Below are 21,332 nucleotides of genomic sequence, written 5' to 3'. Positions count from 1 at the left end.
GCATTGAACGCATTTGAAGCAACCAGAACAACACCGCAGCATGAAGCTCTTAAAGCAATCGATCTGCTCGTAAGCTTCGCGCTGGAACGGAGACTCATCGAACCGCTGGATGAAGATTACAGCCGCAATCTCCTGCTCGAGTTGTTTGGTTTCAGTGAGCCCTTTATGGGAGATGAGGCATTGGAGCGTCTGGAAGGGCCGCAGCCCACACTGGATGTATTGATTGATTACGGCTTCGGTATCGGTCTCATTCCGGAGAACACAGACACGTACCGCGATCTGCTGGATGCCAAAATTATGGGCAATCTAATGGCACGGCCTTCCGAGGTGATCCGGGAGTTCGAAAGTTTGGAGGCGGTCCAGGGCATTGAGGCAGCAACGGATCGCTTTTACCACCTGTCGATTGATTCCAACTACATCCGTATGGATCGGGTAAACAAAAACGTGTATTGGGAGCATGAATCGGAATACGGTACCATCGAAATGACGATAAATTTATCCAAGCCGGAAAAAAGCCCGAAGGAAATCGCCATGGCGAAGCTGCTGCCGCCTCCGGTGTATCCAAAATGCCAGCTATGCCGTGAAAACGTCGGGTATGCAGGACGGGTAAACCATCCAGCACGGCAGAATCTCCGTGCAATCCCGCTCTCGTTGAACGGAGAACCGTGGTTATTCCAGTACTCGCCTTATGTGTATTATAACGAGCATTGCATTGTGTTCCATCATGATCATGTGCCGATGAAGCTCACCAAAGACAGTCTGCGGCGGCTTCTGGCATTTGTGAACCTGTATCCGCATTACTTTATCGGCTCGAACGCCGATCTTCCGATCGTGGGCGGATCCATTCTGACCCATGACCATTTTCAAGGGGGGCGGCATACGTTCCCGATTCAAAATGCGCCGAAGGAAGCGGTATTCACACATTCGGACTACTCGGGTGTGTCGGTGAGTATCGTGAAATGGCCGATGTCCGTACTCCGTCTAACCGGACAAGACAGCGGCGTTCTGCTCGAGCTGGCGGATATGATTTATGAATCGTGGAAGCAGTACAGTGATCCGGAAGTTGATATCCTGGCATTCAGCGAAGAGAATGGGGAAAAGATACCACATAACACGGTAACCCCGATCGTGCATCGAACACCGGATGGTAGCTATGAAATGGATCTGGTGCTCCGGAACAACCGTACCAGTGAGGAGTATCCCGCGGGTATTTTCCATCCGCATGAAGAAATGCATCACATTAAAAAGGAAAATATCGGCCTGATTGAAGTGATGGGGCTTGCTATTTTGCCGGGAAGACTGAAAGAGGAGCTGGATCTTACTTCTGATATTCTTGCAGGTGACAGCGATCTGTACGATGCTATGATACACCAGAAGGACCATTTCCTGAAGCTGCATCAGCCTTGGATTGAAGAGCTTATTGCAAAGTTTGGCACGGAACGGAGCAAGGAAGAAGCCTGGAAGCTCGTCCAGTCCGAAGTTGGAAGTATTTTTGTTGAAATACTGGGTCATGCAGGTGTTTATAAGAGAACCCAAGCGGGCAAGGAAGCTTTCCACCGATTTGTTTCGCATATTGGATGTGTTCAGGCTCATTAATTTCATTTTAATTGTATATCTGTCAAGGTATTAATCATATAAACCGCTCATTTCCGCGTATTCGGATAAGGGCGGTTTGTTTCTTGTCCGCACAGAGGGTTATAATAAACGGGTAGTATCTATTTTTTTGACCTGGAGGCGATTTTGCGTGAATCCATTTGAATTCCATAATCCAACCAAGCTGATCTTTGGCAAAGGTAAGCTTGATACATTAAAGACAGAAGTGCCGAAGTACGGCAAGAACGTTTTGCTCGTTTACGGTGGCGGCAGCATTAAGCGTAGCGGCTTGTACGATCAAGTAAACGGCCTTTTGAAGGAAATCGGCGCAGAGGTGACAGAACTCAGCGGCGTTGAACCCAATCCACGCTTGTCCACGGTACATAAGGGTGTAGACCTGTGTCGTGAGAAAAATATTGACCTTATTCTGGCGGTTGGCGGCGGCAGTGTCATCGACTGTGCGAAAGCCATTGCGGTGGGTGCCAAATATGACGGAGATATGTGGGACTTTGTAGAGCGCAAAGCAGCGGCCAAAGATGCACTTCCGCTGGGTACCGTCCTCACCATTGCCGCAACCGGTTCCGAGATGAATGCGGGTTCGGTCATTACCAACGAGAAGACACAGGAGAAAATGGGCTGGGGCAGTCCTCATGCTTTCCCTGTATTTTCAATTCTGGATCCGGTTAACACCTTCACGCTGCCTAAAGATCAAACGGTCTATGGCATGGTGGATATGATGTCCCACGTGCTGGAGCATTACTTCCATTCCGAGAAGAATACCCCGGTACAAGACGGTTTCTGCGAAACGATTCTCCGTACAGTTATTGATACGGCACCACGTCTGATCGATGATCTGGAGAACTACGAGGACCGTTCGACGATTATGTACTGCGGAACGATGGCCCTGAACGGCATCCTGAATATGGGTTATGCAGGGGACTGGGCGACCCATAATATTGAGCATGCGGTGTCAGCAGTCTATGATATTCCACATGGCGGCGGACTTGCGATCCTGTTCCCGAACTGGATGAAATATAACCTTCATACGAACCCTGCGCGCTTCAAACAGCTGGCGGTCAATGTATTCCATATTGATCCATCCGGCAAAACCGATGAGGAAGTTGGAAAAGAAGGCATTCAGGCATTAAGCGACTTCTGGAGCTCAATTGGCGCACCCAGCCGCTTGGCGGACTATGACATCGACGACAGCCAAATTGACGTGATGGCAGAGAAAACCGTTCGCTTCGGGCCTTTCGGCAAATTCAGAACCTTGAATAAAGAAGATGTGGTAGAAATTTATAAAATGTCTCTGTAAAATATCCGATCAACGATCAATAGAACATAAAAAGGACTTCCCTGCCGGGAGGTCCTTTTTGTTTATGGCTATTTGTTCTTTCTGCCTATCTTCATTCTACGGTTCTTTCACCACAACAACCATGCTGTCAAAAAACTTGTCATCCACGTATACCAGCAGTCTCCAAAGTCCGGATTCAGGCAGCTGCATGGAGCTTGGCAGGGTTGTATGCCATTCACTTCCGCTGAGCCTGGTTTCCAGCAAGGTAAGGACATCCGTGGAGCCCTGCTTGACTGCATTGACGCGTATTTGCTTTGCCTGTTTTTCAACGTTAAACAAATGCCACAGAAACTTGTTTGGTTTGCCCGCTGTAAAGCCGCTGGACACATATCCCATCCTCATGTTATTTCCGGTTATCACCGAATTCTCAAACTCAAAACTCGATGCGATCTGCCAATCGGAATCGGGGATTTCAAAGACGACATCGCCTTTCCTTTCTCCGTCAATCTTGACATCGAATCTCCAGGTTCCGGCAAAAGGCAGCGCGAAATCGGAACCGAACCGGATTGAATCTTTATTGCTCATGGTTCGGTCAATGGCCGTTTCAGGCAGCTCAGTTACTGTCATTCCGGTGCTCCGTTCCGTAGCGGTGATTTGAATGGTTGATTGCTGAAGCTGTTCATAAGGGATATTCAGCAGCCAGTAACAGCTTGATGCCCAGCCAGCCTGATAGTCTCCTCCGGGGATTGCTTCGATTAATGGGATGGAGTGCTGCATATACACCGAATGAGGCTCCCATGCTTTGGCATCATCATTCCTGAGCCATAGTCCAGCCAAATCGGTAGAGCTGTCCGTGCCCAGTCTTCCTGTGACGGCCAAAATTAGTACAACCGCCATTACAACGGCCATGCCGATGATAGCGGTAGCTTGGAGCGGTTTGGCTGCACGGTACTGCTTTTGCTTCCGCAGCCGCTGCTGGAGTACCTGCTGCTCCATTTGAGGTGTGAACATCGGCTTGTCAAATGGAGGTGTTTTCAGCTGCTCGTACCACTGTGGTTTCGTCTCATTGCTCATCATGCAGGTCTCCTTTCATCGCTTTTTCCATCCGCTTTCTTGCACGGTGTATCCGGGATTTGACCGTCCCTTGGGCAATGCCAAGCAGCTCTGCGATATCAGAATACGCCATTTCGTAATGGGCATCGAGAAGCAGCACCTCCCGGTATTTGGCAGGCAGCTGCAGCACATGGTGCCAGATGCTTTGTGTTTGCAGCTGGTCCAAATATTCTGTCTCGGCTGAGCTGACCATACTGCGATGAAAAATTTGCTCCATCAGAACCACTTTCCTCACGCTGTGTGATTTCAGCCAGTTCCGGCTCAAGTTGCGAGCCATGGCCAGCAGCCAGGTTTTGGGCGAGCTACGCCTCTCAAACCCCCTCCAGTGTTCGTAAGCTTTCAAAAAAACTTCCTGTGATATATCGTCAGCGGCTTCCCTGTTCCTCGTTAAGAAAAAGGCGAAGTTCCAGACATCCTGCGAATAACTGCGCATGAGATCGCACAGCGCGTCATACGGGTCATCGGCAATCATGAGATCAGCCAGGCCATCCATGTTCATCCCTCCCGTAAAGTAGACAACTGACCTGCAATAAAGTTCCCTTATTCTGCAAAATTCTTTACAATATTTTATCAAGCAGGAAAGATTTGAAACAAGATCGAACCTTAATACGTATATCTTTATATAGACAGTTTGGAACATATTTAGGAGGATGCTACCATGGAAACGCTGTTTTGGAGCTGTCTGGCAGGCGGAATCCTGTTTGCGGCGGTCAGCGTGCTGCTGGGCGATCTGGTCAGCCATGCACTCGACGGGCTGCTCGATTTTATGTCAGTCGACTTCCTGAAGCCAATGGTCATCGCAAGCGCAGTAACGGTGTTTGGCGGAGCGGGCATTTTATTGGCGCATTATACGGATTGGAGCGGCTTTGTAGTGGTTTTGCTGTCGGTGGTTATCGCTGTTGTGATTTCAGCGCTTGTCTACTTTTTTTATGTCAAGCCCATGGATAACAGTGAAAATTCCACCGGGTATTCCATCCGCGAGCTTTCCGGTCGCATTGGCGAGGTCACGATTCCGATTCCCGAGACGGGATACGGTGAGGTCATGATCAGACTCGGTGCCGGAAATACGCTGCATATTGCTTCAAGCCTTGAGCGCCACCAGCTGTCTGCCGGTACACGGGTAGTCGTCGTGGATGTGCAAGACGGGGTACTTCGTGTCACTAATCTAGATGAGAGAAGAGGAGATGTTGTTTAATGGATTTGCCTGAGTACCTGATTATTCCGATTATTGTTGTAGGGGTTATTTTTGTTTTGGGTTTGGCTTTCTGGGCCCGCTATAAGACGGTGGGACCGGATGAGGCCATGATCGTGACGGGATCCTTTTTAGGCAGTAAAAACATCTCGGAGGATGACTCCGGACGTAAAATTAAAATTGTTCGTGGGGGCGGCGCATTTATTCTGCCGGTCTTCCAGCAATCGGAGTTTATCTCGCTGCTTTCCCATAAGCTGGACGTTTCGACACCTGAGGTATACACCGAACAGGGAGTGCCGGTTATTGCTGATGGCGTAGCGATCATCAAGGTTGGAGGCAGCATCGAAGACGTAGCCACCGCGGCAGAGCAGTTCATTGGTAAGCCAATAGAAGCGCTGAAGGGCGAAGCACAGGAAGTGCTTGAAGGACATCTGCGTGCGATTCTGGGCTCCATGACCGTAGAGGAAGTATATCGGAACCGGGATAAGTTTGCGCAGGAGGTTCAAGGGGTGGCGGCACGCGATTTGAAGAAAATGGGCCTTCAGATCGTATCTTTTACCATTAAGGATGTGCGCGATAAGCAGGGATATCTGGATGCTCTCGGTAAACCGCGGATCGCAGCAGTCAAACGGGATGCCGAAATAGCAGAAGCTGAGGCGGTGCGCGACGCACGGATTCAAAAGGCGAATGCGGAAGAGCAGGGTCAGAAGGCGGAGCTGCTGCGTGATACCAACATCGCCGAAGCCTCGAAGGAGAAAGAGCTTAAGGTCGCGTCCTTTAAGAAAGATCAGGACACGGCTAAGGCGGAAGCGGATCAGGCCTACCATATTCAGGAAGCACGTGCTAAACAAACCATGGTCGAAGAGCAGATGAAGGTGGAACTGGTTCGTAAAGACCGGGAGATCGATCTGCAGGAAAAAGAAATTGTGGTACGTCAGAAGCAGTACGACGCGGAAGTGAAGAAAAAGGCGGATGCCGACCGCTATGCAGTCGAACAGGCGGCCGAAGCAGATAAAGCGCGCAGAATGCGCGAAGCCGACGCATTGCAATATTCCATCGAAACGCAGGCCAGAGCCTCTGCAGAGCAGAAACGTCTGGAAGGTCAGGCTGTTGCCGATGCAGAGCGGGCCAAAGGTACAGCTGAAGCTGAAGTCGTCCGTCTGCGCGGTTTGGCTGAAGCGGAAGCAAAAGAGAAGCTGGCGGAAGCCTTCCAAAAATTCGGCGAAGCAGCAGTGCTCGATATTATCGTCAAGATGCTGCCAGAGCTGGCAGGGAAAATCGCCCAGCCGCTCTCTTCGATCGACAAGCTTACCGTGGTCGATACAGGCAAAGGCGAAGGCGCAGCACGCGTGAGCAACTATGTGACGGAACTGATGTCAACGGCACCTGAAATGCTGAAAAATGTGTCCGGCATCGACGTCGAGAGCCTGATCAAGAATCTGACCAGCAAATCGAAACCTGCTCCGGCGGTTGCCCAGCAATCACCTCATGAACTGGTCAGTCTGGAAGCGGGCGCAGCACAGGAATAGATTTGGTGATGGCATTTTCGTCGTACATTGTTTCTCACATATTCAAATAAAGGAAAAGCGCATTCCCTTCTGGGAATGCGCTTTTTTAGATATAAGAACGAAAGGTATATACTCTTCGCCTTGATTTGATCCGGCTGATTACTCAGCTGCAGGCACAGTTCAGCACCGGCTTGCGTGCCGCAGTCGTTTCGTCCAGACGGGTAACCGGCGTGTCGTAAGGGGCGTTCAGGAGCAGTTCCGGCTGCTCTTCGGCTTCCTTGGCAATTTGAATCATTGTATCGATGAATGCATCCAGGGTATCTTTGCTTTCTGTTTCCGTCGGTTCGATCATCATGCACTCTTCTACGTTAAGCGGGAAGTAAATGGTTGGCGGATGATATCCGAAATCGAGCAGCCGCTTCGCGACGTCCAAGGTGCGTATACCGTATTTTTTCAGCGGTGTACCGGACATGACAAACTCATGCTTGCAGATGCCCGGATAGGGAACATCGAAATAGGGCTCGAGTCGTTTCATCATGTAGTTGGCGTTCAGCACGGCGCATTCGGATACGCGGCGCAGACCTTCCGGACCATAGCTTCGCATATAGGTGTATGCACGCACCAGGATACCGAAGTTACCGTAGTAGGCCTTCACGCGGCCAATGGATTGGTCGTTCCCGCCTTCTAGAGTGAATGCTCCATTTTCAGCTATTGAAACGAATGGACGCGGAAGGAACGGTACGAGCAGACTCTTCACGCCGACAGGACCAGCTCCTGGCCCCCCGCCGCCATGCGGCGTGCTCATCGTTTTATGGAGGTTCAGATGCACTACGTCAAAGCCCATGTCTCCAGGACGGGTAATACCCATAATGGCATTGGAGTTGGCGCCGTCATAGTACAGCAAGCCGCCAGCTTCATGAACGATAGCAGCAATCTCCTGAATTTGTTCTTCGAACAGACCAAGCGTATTCGGGTTGGTCAGCATCAGGGCAGCCGTATCGCTTCCTACAGCTGCGCGGAGTGCATCCAGATCGACAAGTCCTTTATCCGTAGACGGAATGGTAATGGTCTGTAGGCCGGCAACGGAAGCACTTGCCGGATTAGTGCCATGTGACGAATCAGGTACGATGACCTTGTCGCGATGTTCTCCGCGGCTTTCATGGTAAGCACGGATCATCATCAAACCGGTCCACTCGCCGTGAGCACCGGCGGCAGGCTGCAATGTGACTGCATCCATGCCTGTGAGTGCGGCCAGGTCTACCTGCAGCTGATACAGCAGCTCCAAAGCTCCCTGAATGCTTTCTTCGGGCTGATAAGGGTGAATTTTAGCGAATCCGGCATAACGGGCCACATCTTCATTGACCTTCGGATTATATTTCATCGTGCAGGAGCCCAAAGGATAGAACCCGTTATCTACACCGAAATTGCGGCGGGAGAGCTCCGTGTAATGGCGGATGACATCCACTTCATAAACTTCCGGCAAAGCCGCAGGCTCGCTGCGCAGCATGGAGGCTGGAATGACGGACGCAGCATCCAGGGCAGGCACGTCGAGTTCCGGCAGGGAATAGGCAATGCGGCCGGGGTGACTAAGCTCAAATATCAATGCTTTTTCCTGTATCATAAACAGCCCTCCAGCCGTGATGTGAATTGGTCTATCTGTTCCTTGGTTCTGCGTTCCGTGACAGCAATCAGCATATGGCCTTCAAGCTCCGGATAAGAGTGGCCCAGGTCATAGCCACCGAGGAAGCCTTCTTCCAGCAGTTTGGAATTTACTGCGGAAGCGGAAATGCCATCAGGCAGTTTAACAACAAACTCGTTGAAGTAAGGGGATGTAAACGGCATTGTCACTCCTGGCACATCTGCAAGGCGCTTTGCGGCGTAATGGCTTTTCTGCAGATTCAACTGGCTGACCTCGATCATGCCCTGCTTGCCCATTACAGACATGTATACGGAAGCGCAGAGCGCAAGCAGCGCCTGGTTTGAGCAGATGTTCGAGGTCGCCTTCTCACGGCGGATATGCTGTTCACGGGCCTGCAGCGTCAGCACAAAGCCACGCTTGCCGTTTCGGTCGACCGTCTGGCCTACAATGCGGCCTGGCATTCTGCGCATATGATCCTTCGAAACAGCGAAGAATCCGCATGTCGGACCGCCGAGAGAGGAAGAAATACCAAGCGGCTGTGCGTCTCCGACGACGATGTCTGCGCCGAGCTTGCCGGGGGCTTCCAGAAGTCCGAGAGATATTGGATTCGTACTTACGATCATCAGGCCTTTTTGAGCATGCACCAGTTCACCGATGGAAGTGAGATCCTCGATCGAGCCGAAGAAGTTAGGATTTTGCACCAGAACGGCTGCGGTGTCATCAGCAATAGCCTTCGCAAGCTCATCCATATCCGTCACGCCATTTTTCGTGCCCACCTCAATGATTTCAAGACCAAGACCATGCGCATAGGTGAGAAGCACCTGCCTCGATTCCGGATGAACTGCGGTGGAAACCACGAGCTTGCTGCGCTTGGTGGCGGCACTTGCCAGCGAACCAGCTTCAGCAAGAGCGGTTGCACCGTCATACATACTGGCGTTGGCTACAGCCATACCTGTCAGCTCACAAATATAAGATTGAAATTCAAAAATGGCCTGCAGCTCGCCTTGGCTGACTTCAGGCTGATAGGGCGTATAAGCAGTGTAGAATTCGGATCTCGATACGACATGGTTAATCACTGAGGGAACATGATGGTCATACAGGCCGGCACCAAGGAAGCTTGGGTACTGGTCGGTATTGGCGTTTTTGGCGGCTAGTGCGGATAGATGGCTGGTGAGGGCATATTCGTCCAAACCTTTGGAGACAGGCAGTTCGCCCTTAAAACGGATTTCTTCAGGAATATCTTTAAACAGCTCTTCAATAGAGTTCACTCCGACGGTTTTCAGCATATCCTGCTGATCCTGCTCGGTCATAGGCAGATAACGGTGCTTCACTTGGAGTCAGCTCCTTTTTGGGCTCTTTTATAAAAGGGAACACTTACAACTTCAGCTTTCAGTCGTTTGCCGCGGACATCCACTTCAACCTGTGTGCCGATTGCGGCATGACCACTCTCAATCAGAGCAAGCCCCAGATTTCGCTTTAGCGTGGGAGACTGCGTTCCTGTAGTAATTTCACCTATCTGCGTGTCACCGGAGTATACCGGATAATGCGAGCGCGGGATTCCCCGATCGATCATTTCGATCCCAACCAATTTACGTGGTACACCATCATTTTTTTGCTGCCGAAGGGTCTCTTTGCCAATAAAATCATCGGCCTGGTTCAGTTTCACGAAAAAACCGATGCCGCCTTCCAGCGGGGAAATATCTCGGGACAGCTCTTGTCCGTAAAGAGGCAGCTTGGCTTCAAAACGGAGCGTGTCGCGGGCACCGAGTCCAGCAGGAAGAAGACCATGGGCTTCACCGTGTTCAAGCAGTCCCTTCCATACAGCGGGAGCATCTCCAGCAGGCAGATAAATCTCAAAGCCATCTTCACCGGTATAACCGGTGCGTGAGATGAGTACTGATGCGCCGAGGAGGGGGACTTGCTGCAGGAAGTGAAATGCCCCGAGCTGAGTAAGATCCGTATCAACGAGCGGAGCGAGAATCTCCTCTGCTTTGGGTCCCTGAAGTGCAAGGAGAGCTGTTCCATCAGACTCATTCGTCATCTGAACTCCATCCATAAGATGCTGCTGCAGCCATTCCCAGTCCTTATCCAGGTTCGATGCATTCACGACCAGCATGTAAGACTGCCCGCCCAGCTTGTAAACCAGCAGATCATCGACCACGCCGCCATCCGGATAACACATCGCGCTGTACTGCGCCTGTCCGGAGGTAAGGGTGGTTACATCATTGACAGTCACATGCTGAATAAAACTTTCAGCCTGAGGACCACTCACCATGAATTCGCCCATATGCGATACATCGAATAAACCGGCGGCTTCACGGACAGCCTCATGCTCTTTATGAATACCGCTGAACTGGACAGGCAGCTCCCAGCCGCCAAAATCGATGCAGCGTACTCCGGATATTTCGGCGTAAAGAGGGTAAAGCGGGGTTCGTTTAAGCTCGGACACGAGATCACCTTCTCTTTTTATTTTTGAAAAATATAGAATTAATACGTTTTCAACCCAGCTGAACAATTCGTAATTGCAAGAAAAACAACCTCTAAAAATGCTCCATGCTTCTGCGAAAGTATGTCAGTAGACGTTTTTCGTAACACAAAAAGGACAGGCAGAAGAACAAGCATGCCGTTTTCTGGCATACTGATCTTCATGCTCTGTCCTTGGTACCTGAGAGTTACCTTGCTGATTCCGGGCAAAAAAAGGGATAACAAAAGGCGTTCATACGATTCCTGCACCGGCCAGCAAATTTCCCCTTGGGTGATTCTTTCGCTTAAGAATTCTCTCCAGAGATGCGTCCAATAATGGTCCTTTTGCCTGAGAGATTCACCCTTGCAAGGGCTTACTCCTTCGGCGTCACTAAGGTTCAGTAATCTCTCCCATTACCTTCATCCGCTATTGAATTGTCTTAATATCATTAATACTCAAAGGCCACTGTAATGTCAACAAGATTATAAGGGGAGACATGATCAGCGGCAAGGAGGAGGTATAAGTAAAAATACGGATTTCCATCCATTTTAGTGTATTGATTTCTAAATGGACACGGTACAATGTTTATAGAGTCATCCAAGCACGATTTATTTATTCCGGGAGGGATCAAGCGTGGAGAGAGTGGTCGGTGTCGATATCGGTTGTACGAAAATGTATCTTTATGCGCAGGTGAACGGGGAGCATGTGGAACAGAAAGTATCGACGGGGCTGGATTGTCCCAGGGAGCAGCTGAAGCATGATATTGACACCTTCCTTGAGGGTCTGCCTTTTGTGCCTGAAGGTCTTGGTATGGCAGTGCCGGGTCTTGTGGAGGGAGATAGCCGGGTGAAGCTTTCGGATATCAGTTCATTGACAGGCATAACGACAGATTATTTTGGCGGGGGAAGGTTTCCGGTCCGGTTCATCAATGATGTCAAAGCCGCTACTGTGGCGGAAACCGTTAATTACACGGACAAGGACACGATTGCTGTTATTATGGCAGGTTCCGGCATTGCGCTGGGCGTTTATTCGAAAGAACGCATGTTTAAAGGGGCGCACGGCTTTGCCGGAGAACTGGGGTATTGTGTAACATCAACGGAAAACGGGCCGAAAACTTTGGACAGCCTGGCAGGCGGCATCGGAATTTTGATGCAGGCAGGATGCGGTATTGAGGAATTTCTCGAACGGATAAGCAGCAAGGATTCAGGCACAGAGAAGCTCCTGACCGAGGCGGGTTTTCACTTCGGGCTGGCTTTGACGAATGTGATACATTTGTTCAATCCGGATGTAATCGTGATCGGTGGAAGTACGGCTACTTATCCCGGTTATATGGAGCAAGCGCTTGAAACCGCCCAAAAACATACACTGCCGGATATGTTCAACCACTGCTTGATCGCTCCGGCAAAAGACAACAAACGCATTGTAGCTCTCGGAGCTATGGAATATATGCGCAGCGGCATGCAGCTATAGGCGGGAATTTCCTGATGGATAAGGAAGCGGAGTCTTCTAATATTATATTTACATATATCTTGAAAAGGGGATTTCGGCGAAACATCAAAATGGGGGTTGTGTTATATTGACACCGCTGTTCGCTCTGCTTTATTCTAAAGGGGAATAGGATTGTAAATGGTTCCAGGATATCATGGATTTCCATATATTAGCGGATGAAAGCGAACGGGAGAGACTGCCCTGGAAAGGGCGGCACCGAAGGAGCAAGCTGCAGGTACGCACATACAGGCAGCTAATCTCTCAGGTACAAGGAACCGTCGCCGGACGCGGCTCTGGAGAGAGCGTCAGCCACCCAAGGGGAACGCGGAAACGTTGAATTTCCGTTTAAACTCTCAGGTACAAGGGACAGAGAAAAGGTGCTGCATACCTTTTTTTGCTGTCCTTTTTTTGCTGCCATGCGAAGACTTAACAATATCCTGACTTCAATATCCATACAGGAGCGTGGAAGACCTTGAGATTCAAAAATGTATTTTCCATCATTGGTCCGTCCATGGTAGGGCCTTCTAGTTCCCATACTGCCGGTGCCGTGCGCATCGGAAGAGTGGCTCGCCAGCTGCTCGGCTGTCAGCCGGAGAAGGCGCAAATCACGTTGTTCGGATCTTTTGCAGAGACGTATTGGGGACATGGAACGGATTTGGCTTTAACGGCCGGATTACTTAATTTTGATACGGATGATGAACGGATTCCGGAGGCGGATATCGAGGCAGAAAAGACTGGCATGAGCATGGAATGGGTGCAGGGAAAAGGCAACGGACCTCACCCGAACTCTGTAAAAATTACACTTTGGGCGGGAGAGAATAAGGCAGAGATTGTTGCAGCTTCCATCGGCGGCGGCACGATTGCGGTTTACTCCCTGAACGGTTTTGATGTACAGATTACCGGAGAGTATCCAACGATCGCCGTCACCCACTCTGATAGCCAGGGAGTGCTTGCCAACCTGACGGCTCTGCTCAGCCGGGAAGATATCAACATCGGTTATATGGATGTGGACCGCAAGGGACGCAGCGGAGCAGCCATGACGGTATTTGAGCTGGATTCGGCTCCTGCGGAGAACATCATCAAAGAGATGATTAATCAGCCGTTTATTTTGGAAGTGACGATGATAGACTTAACCCAAAGGAGCTAGTTGACCGATGAGATTTGAAACGCTGGAACAGCTGGCAGACATCTGCCTGAAGGAGAACAAAACAATTGCTGAAGTGATGATGGAGGATCAGGCCAAGGAAACCAATATCCCTGTGGATGAGGTATTCCGGCAGATGGCCGATTATTACCAGGTCATGAAGGAGGCCGTTCAGAAGGGGCTGACCGGCAACACGAAATCACGAAGCGGACTGACGGGCGGAGACGCTAAAAAGGTGGCGGATTACATGCAGCAGGGTGAGCCATGCCTTGGTGGGCCTTCTGCCACTGCGATGGCTTACGCACTTGCTGTTTCCGAAGTGAACGCTTCTATGGGAAGAATCATAGCCACGCCTACGGCGGGGTCATGCGGAATTATCCCTGGCGTGTTCGTCAGTACACAGGAACGTTTCGGCTGGGATGACGACAAGCTGGTTCACGGTTTATTCACTGCCGGTGCAATCGGATTTGTGATCGCCAATAACGCTTCCATCTCAGGAGCGGAAGGTGGATGCCAGGCCGAGGTTGGTTCGGCGATTGGTATGGCGGCCGGGGCCATGGTAGAGCTAAGAGGCGGATCACCACAGCAGGCGGTGCACGCTGTGGGTCTCGCCTTGAAAAACTGCCTTGGCCTAATCTGCGATCCGGTAGCCGGGCTTGTGGAAATACCCTGCATAGTGCGCAATGGCCTGGGTGCAGTTACTGCGCTGGCGGCTGCCGATATGGCTCTGGCCGGCGTGGGAAGTGTTATTCCCGCCGATGAGGTCATCGGCGTGATGCTGGAAGTCGGTAGTGCCATGCCGACCAAGCACCGGGAAACTGGCAAGGGCGGCTTGGCCGCAACACCTACGGGGCGGAAGCTGACAAAAGAATTGGTGGAGCAGCGCCGCAGAAAAGCCAAAGAAGCCAAGCAGCCGCCGTCAGACATGAATTAATGGCTCATCTACAGTACTAGTCATAGATGATTACACTAATCAAAGGAGAGTTGAAAAGAATGAGCAATGTGAAAGAGAACCGTTGGTACAGCAAGGATCATGAATGGGTTGAAAAGGTAAGCGGAAACGTCGTGCGGATCGGTATCAGCGATTTTGCACAGCATCAGCTGGGTGATATTGTGTTTGTAGAGCTCCCGGATGAAGGTACAGAGGTCAAAGCCGAGGAGACGATCGGAACGATTGAATCCGTAAAAACCGTATCGGATCTGTTCAGCCCTGTTGGCGGTCAAATCATGAAAATCAACTCAAACTTGAATGATGAGCCTGAACTCGTTAACAGCGAGCCTTATGAAGGCGGTTGGATGGCAGAGATTGAAGTCGAGGGAGAACTGGATGAGCATCTGTCGACACTGCTGAGTGCAGAGCAGTATGAGAAGTTCCTAGAAGAGTAATATCTGAGCGGAAAAACGGCGTGCTGGAATGACTTAGTCATCCGGCACGCCATTTTTTTATCTATTGATCTTCAATTTTATGTGGACGGAACACCCATGCACGGCTCAGGAAGTAATTAATGAAAACGCCTGCGGCTGTGACAAGGAGCTTGGCTGCCACAAGCGGCAGATGGCCTTCCAGCAGATACAGCAGGAGCGCTGTCCCTGCGGCTATGGCCGCATTCACAGCGGTAAAACGAAGCATCTGAACATAGTCGCGTGTTCGTTTTTGTCCGAAAGTCCAGCGACGGTTCCAGAAATAGCTGTTCAGCATTCCCGCCGCATAAGAAACGATTTGACCCGCTATGCTGCCGAGAAAGGAATGCATAAGGAAAAATACGATAAAGTCCACCACTGTATTCATCACGCCGACAATGCCAAAGCGAATGAAGCGTTTGACTTCATTCCGGCCCGCTTTTTCAATCATTAACGTTCCTCCCAACCTGGCAGCCTGCACTAGTTTTTCTGTCTCTATTATGTATTTTTTTTGAATCTATGTGCAACTGCTGCTCGCCCAATATGCTCTAAGCTATTCAGTTAGCTCGAATTTGGGCCGATATTACGCATATAAACCCTTGCAAATGGCAACAAAGACACATAGGATGTGTTGAAGGCGATTTTGCATACATCGAATGTCAATTATATGGTGGTGTATAAATCATGAATGAAAAAACAGATTATTATGATGGCCGTGATCTGGGCTGCAATTATTCCAGAACAGAAAGCATCTTTAAACTTTGGGCTCCGGGCGCGGTAAAAGTAACGCTGGCTCTCTATCAGGATGCGGGGAGCTATAATGCCCAAGGAGAGGTTACTGTTCATACGGACGGGCTGGAGATCGGCATGAAGAATTGGAAAGCCGGTGTCTGGTTTCTACGTTTCTATGGAGATCTCGCCGGTCGATACTATATGTATAAAATAGAAGGTCCGGACGGCAGTATTCGTTATGTAACAGACCCTTATTCCAAAGGTGTGAGCGCCAACGGGGCCAGATCGGCTGTTGTTGATTTGCAGTATTGGAGTCCTCCAGGGTGGGAGGGAGAAAAGCGGCCACCGTTAGAGGGACTTCAGGATACCGTGCTGTATGAGCTGCATGTACGGGATTTTTCGGCAGATACGGAATCAGGATTTGAATATCATGGAAAATTTAAATCCTTTACGGAAACCGGCCTTCGGGACAAGGAAGGAAACAAGGTGGGTATCGATCATCTGCAGGAGCTTGGTGTGACCCATGTTCATCTGCTCCCGGTATTTGATTTTAAAACGGTGAATGAGCTCCTTGTGGATGATCCCGATTCGACCGAAACGAAGTACAACTGGGGATATGACCCGCAGCATTTCAATGTGCCTGAGGGATCCTATGCGACCGATCCGCAAATTCCGGGAGTACGGATCCTTGAATTCAAGGAAATGATCATGGCATTACACCGTAAAGGTATCCGCGTCATTATGGACGTCGTTTATAATCACACCTTTGGCGTGGAAGACGGGCCTTTTGAGGCGATTGTACCCGGCTATTTTTACCGTAGGGATGCTCAGGGCAGACTGACGAATGGTTCCGGCGTGGGTAATGAAATGGCGACGGAGCGGCCGATGGTCCGGAAGTACATTTTGGACTCGGTCCGGTACTGGGCTGAGGAATATCACATCGACGGCTTCCGATTTGATCTAATGGGATTGATCGACACCGAGACGATTATCCAGGTCGCCAGGGAGCTGCACAGCGAGGTAGACCCTTCGATTTTAATCTATGGTGAACCATGGACAGGAGGCGATACGCCTCTGCAGCAGCAAACGTTGAAGGGCAGCCAAATGAATAAAGGCTTTGCCGTATTCAATGATCATTTTAGAGGAGCCATCAAAGGGGATAGCGATGGTGGAGGAAAAGGCTTTGCCACAGGTCAACCCGAAATGGAAGCGGCAATTCTTGAAGGGGTAAAAGGCGCGGTGCATGATTTTACCGCTTCCCCACTGGAAACGATAAATTATGTAACCGTCCACGATAACCTAAACCTGTGGGATAAAGTATTGACCACGCAGGGTCTTCGCAATGAGGCAGGATTCGAGGAGATCCGGAATGGTGAGCTGACGAACGGGGGAAGCCTGGAGGAAGCTGTGAAGCATTCAGAGCCATACCGAAGCGTAGACAGGGATTATTTGATGAAAAGCGAGTCCGTGAAGAGAGCTATTTTGGCTAATGGAATCGTGCTCACCTCGCAGGGCATTCCCATGATCCAGGCCGGCGATGAGTTGCTGCGCACGAAATACGGCGACCATAACAGCTACCGCAGCGGTGATCTCGTCAATGCGATCCGATGGGAGAATAAGCGGAGATTTAAACCCGTCTTCGATTATTATCGCGGCTTGATCGATCTTCGAAAAACACATCCTGCATTCCGCATGACTTCGAAGGAGCAGATAGAGAAGCATCTGGAGGTACTCCGCTGTCAGGATAACACGGTGGCATATATGCTGAAAGATTTTGCGAATGATGATGTCTGGAAAAATATCGTTGTGATCTATAATGCCAACCATCATGAGATTAAGATGGAGCTCCCTTTCTCCAAAACCGGATGGAAGATTGCGGTGAATGAGGAGCAAGCCGGAAACCAGGCGCTTGATTTTCTGGTGGATGAACAGGTGAGCGTACCGGAATTGTCGATGATGGTGCTGTTCGAAGAAGTCGGTGGTGTGCCGCGGCCAACCAAACGAGTCGAGGTGCAATACGAGCGTCCCGACGGCAAATATGACGGCTGGAACCTGTGGGTATGGGGCACCGGCCTCCGCGAACAGCGGGTTGATTTTGAACGGACGGAAAATGGCAGAGCCGTTGCTTCTTTTACTGTCCCGGCCTATGTGAAGAGAATCGGTTACATCGTGCGTCTGAATGATTGGGAAGCGAAGGATGTGGACCAGGATTGTTTTATTGAGCTAGGCCACAGCCAAAGTGCCATTACTGTTTTAATCCGCAGTGGTTCGGATGATTGGAAGAAGATCAGCTGATGGATCATGATGGAGAATGGGTTTGACAAGATGTATAAACGAAGCTAAAGTATAACGTGAAATCGAACTTCATATGAAATCCACTAGGGGAGCCGCGCTAAGAGCGGCTGAGACAAGGATGCTTGGACCCTTTGAACCTGATCCGGATCATACCGGCGTAGGGAAGTGGAGACGGACTTCACATGTTTCTGATTGATGTTTTTTTCATGATGACTAGGCGAAGCCGCTCCATTTCGGGGCGGCTTTTTTTGTATGCTGCCCCGGTGCTCCCTGTATGGATTTCATCCAAATGTATACGGAGGTGCTCTAAATGACCCGTTTTACCGAAGAACTCAGAAGCGCAGCGGATCCGATCTATCAAGCGATCTTTGATCATCCGTTCGTCCGGGGAATTGCCGATGGAACGTTACGAAAGGAACAGCTGATCCATTATGTGAAGCAGGATTTTGAATATCTGAACGCTTATATCCGAATTTACGGAATTGCGATTTCCAGATGCGAAGACCGTGCAATCATGGCTCTTTTTAATGAACAAATTTCGTTTATCCTCAATAGTGAAACGCATCCGCATCAGAACTTTTGCTGTGCTGCAGGCGTGACCTATGAAGAAATGCAAGGATTTCCTCTTGCCCCATCTGCCAATCATTATATCCGCCATATGCTTAATGTCGCTCATGAGGGAACACTGGAAGACATGATTGCTGCATTGCTGCCATGCCCTTGGACTTATACGGAGATTGGACAAAAATTGCTCAAAGAAGTGAATCCGGATGAATCCCATCCGTTTTATGAATGGATGCATTTTTACGGAGACAGGGAATTTGGAATTACGGAGCAGCTGCGCCGTCTGCTTGATGAGTGGGCAGAGCCTTTACCCCAGGCACGCAAAGACCGGCTGAAGGAACATTTTCTGACCAGCTGTCAGCTGGAATATATGTTCTGGGACATGGCCTTTGCCTTGGAGGCTTGGCCGGTTGACCTGCTGGAAGCAAAAGAGGTGGGACGATGATCTCTGATATGCAGCATCTTCCCCGCATCGTCAAGCAGCAGCGGCCCCTCGTACATAACGTGACGAATGTGGTCGTCACGAATTTCACGGCAAACGGACTGCTTGCAGTGGGTGCGTCACCCGTAATGGCGTACGCCCGCGAGGAAGTAGCAGATATGGCCAAAATAGCGGGTGCCTTGGTGCTGAACCTGGGCACGCTTAGCGCAGAGTTGGTCGAAGCGGCCATTATCGCGGGGCGCTCGGCAAATTTGCATGGCGTCCCTGTGCTCCTTGATCCTGTAGGGGCTGGTGCCACCCCATTCCGGACGATATCAGCTCTGGAGATATTGCGGGAAGTCCGCATCTCCATGGTGCGCGGCAACGCAGCGGAGGTCGCGCACTTGATCGGTGAAGCAGCTGTCATCAAGGGGGTCGATGCGGATGGTCTTGAGGATGAAGCTCCGGTTGATCTTGCCGCGCGGGCTGCAAATCGGATGGGCACCATCGTTGCCATTACAGGAAAGGAAGATGTGATTACGGATGGCATGCAAGGCTATGTGATCCGTGGAGGACATCCGATCATGACTCAGGTAACAGGCACGGGATGTCTGCTGACCTCCATCATGGGTGCGTTTGCCGCCGTAGAACCTGATCTGCTGACAGCTGGAGCTGCTGCTTTGGCTTTTTATGGTGAGGCTGCAGCACGCGCTTATCAGGCAGCCGGCTACCGAGGACCCGGCAGCTTCCAAGCGGCATTCCTGGATGCCTTATCCGAAATAGATCAATATCCGGTTTCGGAAGAGGCGGTAACCTGTCACCGGATTTCCGCGGGAAGGGGATTCTTGCAATGAGCATAGCCAGAGCATTGACGGTTGCAGGCTCAGATAGCGGCGGAGGCGCAGGGATTCAGGCAGATATCAAAACATTTCAGGAGCTGAATGTGTTTGGAATGTCGGCTATTACGGCAGTAACGGTTCAAAATACGCTCGGTGTCCATGGCGTATTTCCTTTAACGGCTGCGGCAGTAGCAGAGCAGATCAACACAGTTGGCACAGATTTGGGTGTCGATGCCATTAAGACAGGTATGCTGTTTAGCGCTGATATTATCGGGGCTGTAGCTGACCAGATTGAAGCTTTCGGATGGAAGAATGTTGTTGTTGATCCCGTTATGGTGGCGAAGGGAGGGGCGGAGCTGCTGCGCAAAGATGCTGCTGATGCGCTGAAGAACAGACTTCTACCGCTAGCTCTGATAGTCACACCTAATATACCGGAGGCGGAAGCACTCGCGGGCATGCCGATAACGACCATGGAAGACCGCCGTGAAGCGGCCATAAAGATATCCGAATATGGTACGCGTACGGTCGTCATTAAGGGTGGTCATGATCCAGTAACGGACAAAGTCGTGGATCTGCTGTATGACGGACACTCATTCACGCTGCTTGAAGGCGGGAGAATTGCAACAAGGCATACTCACGGGACAGGCTGCACTTTCTCAGCAGCCATTACGGCAGAACTCGCTAAAGGTACGAACATGATGCAAGCCGTCCATACGGCCCGGATTTTTATCCAGGCTGCAATTGAGGATACGCTTGGAATTGGAGAAGGCAATGGGCCAACGAATCATTGGGCATACAGCCGCAGAAAGGACTCTGTCCGATGAGCCGTCTTGAAGTATCTCAGTTAAAGGACTCTCTGCGGCTTTATCTTGTGCTCGGCAGTGCAAATTGCAAGATTGATCCCGCGATCGTGGTGGAGGAAGCGATCCGCGGCGGAGTTACGCTGGTACAATTTCGTGAAAAGGGCGGGAATGCACTAAAGGGAGCTGAGAAGGAGGAGCTTGCGAGGCGCATTCAAACCGTATGCCGCAGATTCGGCATCCCGCTTATCATCAATGATGATGTTGACCTCGCCATTGCAATCGATGCCGAGGGAGTTCATATCGGACAGGAGGATGAGCCTGCGGATCAAGTGAGGAAACGAATCGGAGATAAAATATTGGGATTATCGGTTCATTCCATGGAGGAAGCAGAGCTCGCGGATCATCGGATCGTGGATTATTTGGGTGTTGGACCGATCTTTCCGACCTTGTCCAAGGACGATGCCCGGCAGGCTCAGGGAACTGGCGTGATCCGGGAAATGAAGCTGAATAAGGTGACGCTGCCTATAGTAGGCATTGGTGGAATTACGATTGAGCGTGCTGCGGAAGTGATCCATGCTGGAGCAGATGGAATTGCCGTGATTTCCGCGATTACGGGGGCGGATGATCATGGTGCCGCAGCGCAGAAGCTTGTCTGCGAGGTTACCGCTTCTTTAGAACGGCGGGGCAGTTCCCTTTCACATCAATAGGATGATCCAACAGAAATAAGATGAAGGATCTGCCGTGAGGCAGGTTCTTTTTTTATATAGGGCAATCTAGATGTATCTGATAGAAATCAACCGTCAGGTCGACATTGGGTTAGCCTTAAAATTGGTGGTAATATG

The 21,332-nt window shown here is 50.5% G+C and carries 19 protein-coding genes and 4 riboswitches; of the genes, 13 read left to right on the top strand and 6 right to left on the bottom strand.

Annotated features, from left to right (window positions below; all coding sequences use genetic code 11):
- The first annotated feature begins 3 nt into the window (after window positions 1-3).
- Together E6W40_RS17770 and E6W40_RS17765 are read left to right on the top strand one after the other, a co-directional pair.
- Complete coding sequence (locus E6W40_RS17770; RefSeq protein ID WP_136606680.1) at window positions 4-1,596, top strand: UDP-glucose--hexose-1-phosphate uridylyltransferase; 1,593 nt, start codon at window positions 4-6, stop codon at window positions 1,594-1,596.
- Between the two features lie 148 nt (window positions 1,597-1,744).
- The gene (locus E6W40_RS17765; RefSeq protein ID WP_136606679.1) at window positions 1,745-2,908 is read left to right on the top strand and encodes an iron-containing alcohol dehydrogenase; all 1,164 of its coding nucleotides are present in this window, start codon (window positions 1,745-1,747) and stop codon (window positions 2,906-2,908) included.
- Window positions 2,909-3,004: 96 nt separating this feature from the next.
- On the opposite strand, the gene E6W40_RS17760 is transcribed toward E6W40_RS17765, so the two are convergent.
- Entirely contained in the window at window positions 3,005-3,964 is a 960-nt protein-coding gene (locus tag E6W40_RS17760; protein WP_136606678.1) for a DUF4871 domain-containing protein, read from the bottom strand.
- The gene (locus E6W40_RS17755; RefSeq protein WP_136606677.1) at window positions 3,951-4,493 is read right to left on the bottom strand and encodes an RNA polymerase sigma factor; all 543 of its coding nucleotides are present in this window, start codon (window positions 4,491-4,493) and stop codon (window positions 3,951-3,953) included. The genes E6W40_RS17760 and E6W40_RS17755 overlap by 14 nt, the downstream gene beginning before the upstream one ends.
- A gap of 165 nt (window positions 4,494-4,658) precedes the next feature.
- On the opposite strand from E6W40_RS17755, the gene E6W40_RS17750 reads away from it, so the two are divergent.
- Both E6W40_RS17750 and E6W40_RS17745 read left to right on the top strand, forming a co-directional pair.
- A complete protein-coding gene (locus tag E6W40_RS17750; protein ID WP_136606676.1) occupies window positions 4,659-5,195 on the top strand; it encodes an NfeD family membrane protein in 537 nt (178 codons plus the stop codon).
- The gene (locus E6W40_RS17745) at window positions 5,195-6,721 is read left to right on the top strand and encodes a flotillin lipid rafts scaffold protein FloT (RefSeq protein WP_136606675.1); all 1,527 of its coding nucleotides are present in this window, start codon (window positions 5,195-5,197) and stop codon (window positions 6,719-6,721) included. Before E6W40_RS17750 ends, E6W40_RS17745 begins: the two co-directional genes overlap by 1 nt.
- Window positions 6,722-6,863: 142 nt before the next feature.
- Here the strand turns inward: E6W40_RS17745 and gcvPB are convergent, their stop codons facing one another.
- The 3 genes from gcvPB to gcvT are packed head-to-tail and all read right to left on the bottom strand — an operon-like array spanning window position 6,864 to window position 10,788.
- Window positions 6,864-8,321, bottom strand: a complete 1,458-nt coding sequence (gcvPB, locus tag E6W40_RS17740) for an aminomethyl-transferring glycine dehydrogenase subunit GcvPB (protein WP_136606674.1) — start codon at window positions 8,319-8,321, stop codon at window positions 6,864-6,866.
- On the bottom strand, window positions 8,318-9,649 hold the full coding sequence (gene gcvPA, locus E6W40_RS17735; protein WP_136607058.1) for an aminomethyl-transferring glycine dehydrogenase subunit GcvPA: 1,332 nt from the start codon (window positions 9,647-9,649) through the stop codon (window positions 8,318-8,320). Before gcvPA ends, gcvPB begins: the two co-directional genes overlap by 4 nt.
- 17 nt (window positions 9,650-9,666) lie before the next feature.
- On the bottom strand, window positions 9,667-10,788 hold the full coding sequence (gene gcvT, locus E6W40_RS17730; protein WP_136606673.1) for a glycine cleavage system aminomethyltransferase GcvT: 1,122 nt from the start codon (window positions 10,786-10,788) through the stop codon (window positions 9,667-9,669).
- 201 nt (window positions 10,789-10,989) lie between these two features.
- Window positions 10,990-11,126: riboswitch (glycine riboswitch) on the bottom strand.
- 3 nt (window positions 11,127-11,129) lie between these two features.
- Window positions 11,130-11,226: riboswitch (glycine riboswitch) on the bottom strand.
- Between the two features lie 210 nt (window positions 11,227-11,436).
- Here gcvT and E6W40_RS17725 point away from each other — a divergent pair.
- From E6W40_RS17725 to gcvH, 4 genes are all read left to right on the top strand, one after another.
- Window positions 11,437-12,273 (top strand): ROK family protein, encoded by an 837-nt coding sequence (locus E6W40_RS17725; RefSeq protein ID WP_136606672.1) that lies wholly within the window; start codon window positions 11,437-11,439, stop codon window positions 12,271-12,273.
- Between the two features lie 195 nt (window positions 12,274-12,468).
- A riboswitch (glycine riboswitch) is annotated at window positions 12,469-12,578 on the top strand.
- Window positions 12,579-12,763: 185 nt separating this feature from the next.
- Window positions 12,764-13,438, top strand: a complete 675-nt coding sequence (sdaAB, locus tag E6W40_RS17720; RefSeq protein ID WP_136606671.1) for an L-serine ammonia-lyase, iron-sulfur-dependent subunit beta — start codon at window positions 12,764-12,766, stop codon at window positions 13,436-13,438.
- Between the two features lie 7 nt (window positions 13,439-13,445).
- On the top strand, window positions 13,446-14,369 hold the full coding sequence (gene sdaAA / locus E6W40_RS17715; protein WP_136606670.1) for an L-serine ammonia-lyase, iron-sulfur-dependent, subunit alpha: 924 nt from the start codon (window positions 13,446-13,448) through the stop codon (window positions 14,367-14,369).
- Between the two features lie 59 nt (window positions 14,370-14,428).
- The gene (gene gcvH, locus E6W40_RS17710; protein ID WP_136606669.1) at window positions 14,429-14,821 is read left to right on the top strand and encodes a glycine cleavage system protein GcvH; all 393 of its coding nucleotides are present in this window, start codon (window positions 14,429-14,431) and stop codon (window positions 14,819-14,821) included.
- A 61-nt stretch (window positions 14,822-14,882) separates the two neighbouring features.
- Here gcvH and E6W40_RS17705 read toward each other — a convergent pair whose 3' ends face one another.
- Window positions 14,883-15,287, bottom strand: a complete 405-nt coding sequence (locus E6W40_RS17705) for a GtrA family protein (RefSeq protein ID WP_136606668.1) — start codon at window positions 15,285-15,287, stop codon at window positions 14,883-14,885.
- A 233-nt stretch (window positions 15,288-15,520) separates the two neighbouring features.
- Here E6W40_RS17705 and pulA point away from each other — a divergent pair, with 233 nt between their 5' ends.
- The 5 genes from pulA to thiE all read left to right on the top strand — a co-directional run bounded on the left by pulA (window position 15,521) and on the right by thiE (window position 21,197).
- Complete coding sequence (gene pulA / locus E6W40_RS17700) at window positions 15,521-17,863, top strand: type I pullulanase (RefSeq protein WP_136606667.1); 2,343 nt, start codon at window positions 15,521-15,523, stop codon at window positions 17,861-17,863.
- Window positions 17,864-17,938: 75 nt separating this feature from the next.
- Window positions 17,939-18,044, top strand: a riboswitch (TPP riboswitch).
- 129 nt (window positions 18,045-18,173) lie between these two features.
- Window positions 18,174-18,872, top strand: a complete 699-nt coding sequence (gene tenA / locus E6W40_RS17695) for a thiaminase II (RefSeq protein WP_136606666.1) — start codon at window positions 18,174-18,176, stop codon at window positions 18,870-18,872.
- The gene (gene thiM, locus E6W40_RS17690) at window positions 18,869-19,702 is read left to right on the top strand and encodes a hydroxyethylthiazole kinase (RefSeq protein ID WP_136606665.1); all 834 of its coding nucleotides are present in this window, start codon (window positions 18,869-18,871) and stop codon (window positions 19,700-19,702) included. The genes tenA and thiM overlap by 4 nt, the downstream gene beginning before the upstream one ends.
- Window positions 19,699-20,511, top strand: coding sequence for a bifunctional hydroxymethylpyrimidine kinase/phosphomethylpyrimidine kinase (thiD, locus tag E6W40_RS17685; protein ID WP_136606664.1), 813 nt, complete (start codon window positions 19,699-19,701; stop codon window positions 20,509-20,511). The genes thiM and thiD overlap by 4 nt, the downstream gene beginning before the upstream one ends.
- The gene (gene thiE / locus E6W40_RS17680) at window positions 20,508-21,197 is read left to right on the top strand and encodes a thiamine phosphate synthase (protein ID WP_136606663.1); all 690 of its coding nucleotides are present in this window, start codon (window positions 20,508-20,510) and stop codon (window positions 21,195-21,197) included. The genes thiD and thiE overlap by 4 nt, the downstream gene beginning before the upstream one ends.
- Window positions 21,198-21,332 lie beyond the last annotated feature (135 nt).

The organism is Paenibacillus dokdonensis, from assembly GCF_004916975.1.
Lineage (GTDB): Bacteria > Bacillota > Bacilli > Paenibacillales > Paenibacillaceae > Paenibacillus_AQ > Paenibacillus_AQ dokdonensis.
The sequence above is the reverse complement of the archived record's forward strand: the minus strand, read 5'-3'. Positions and strand labels throughout refer to the sequence as shown.

What these genes read in the sequence shown, in the direction of transcription:
- E6W40_RS17760 (WP_136606678.1), bottom strand. Translation starts at nt 3,964, where the DNA reads ATGATGAGCAATGAGACGAAACCACAGTGGTACGAGCAGCTGAAAACA.
- E6W40_RS17755 (WP_136606677.1), bottom strand. Translation starts at nt 4,493, where the DNA reads ATGGATGGCCTGGCTGATCTCATGATTGCCGATGACCCGTATGACGCG.
- E6W40_RS17750 (WP_136606676.1), top strand. Translation starts at nt 4,659, where the DNA reads ATGGAAACGCTGTTTTGGAGCTGTCTGGCAGGCGGAATCCTGTTTGCG.
- E6W40_RS17745 (WP_136606675.1), top strand. Translation starts at nt 5,195, where the DNA reads ATGGATTTGCCTGAGTACCTGATTATTCCGATTATTGTTGTAGGGGTT.
- gcvPB (WP_136606674.1), bottom strand. Translation starts at nt 8,321, where the DNA reads ATGATACAGGAAAAAGCATTGATATTTGAGCTTAGTCACCCCGGCCGC.
- gcvPA (WP_136607058.1), bottom strand. Translation starts at nt 9,649, where the DNA reads ATGACCGAGCAGGATCAGCAGGATATGCTGAAAACCGTCGGAGTGAAC.
- sdaAA (WP_136606670.1), top strand. Translation starts at nt 13,446, where the DNA reads ATGAGATTTGAAACGCTGGAACAGCTGGCAGACATCTGCCTGAAGGAG.
- gcvH (WP_136606669.1), top strand. Translation starts at nt 14,429, where the DNA reads ATGAGCAATGTGAAAGAGAACCGTTGGTACAGCAAGGATCATGAATGG.
- E6W40_RS17705 (WP_136606668.1), bottom strand. Translation starts at nt 15,287, where the DNA reads ATGATTGAAAAAGCGGGCCGGAATGAAGTCAAACGCTTCATTCGCTTT.
- pulA (WP_136606667.1), top strand. Translation starts at nt 15,521, where the DNA reads ATGAATGAAAAAACAGATTATTATGATGGCCGTGATCTGGGCTGCAAT.
- tenA (WP_136606666.1), top strand. Translation starts at nt 18,174, where the DNA reads ATGACCCGTTTTACCGAAGAACTCAGAAGCGCAGCGGATCCGATCTAT.
- thiM (WP_136606665.1), top strand. Translation starts at nt 18,869, where the DNA reads ATGATCTCTGATATGCAGCATCTTCCCCGCATCGTCAAGCAGCAGCGG.
- thiD (WP_136606664.1), top strand. Translation starts at nt 19,699, where the DNA reads ATGAGCATAGCCAGAGCATTGACGGTTGCAGGCTCAGATAGCGGCGGA.
- thiE (WP_136606663.1), top strand. Translation starts at nt 20,508, where the DNA reads ATGAGCCGTCTTGAAGTATCTCAGTTAAAGGACTCTCTGCGGCTTTAT.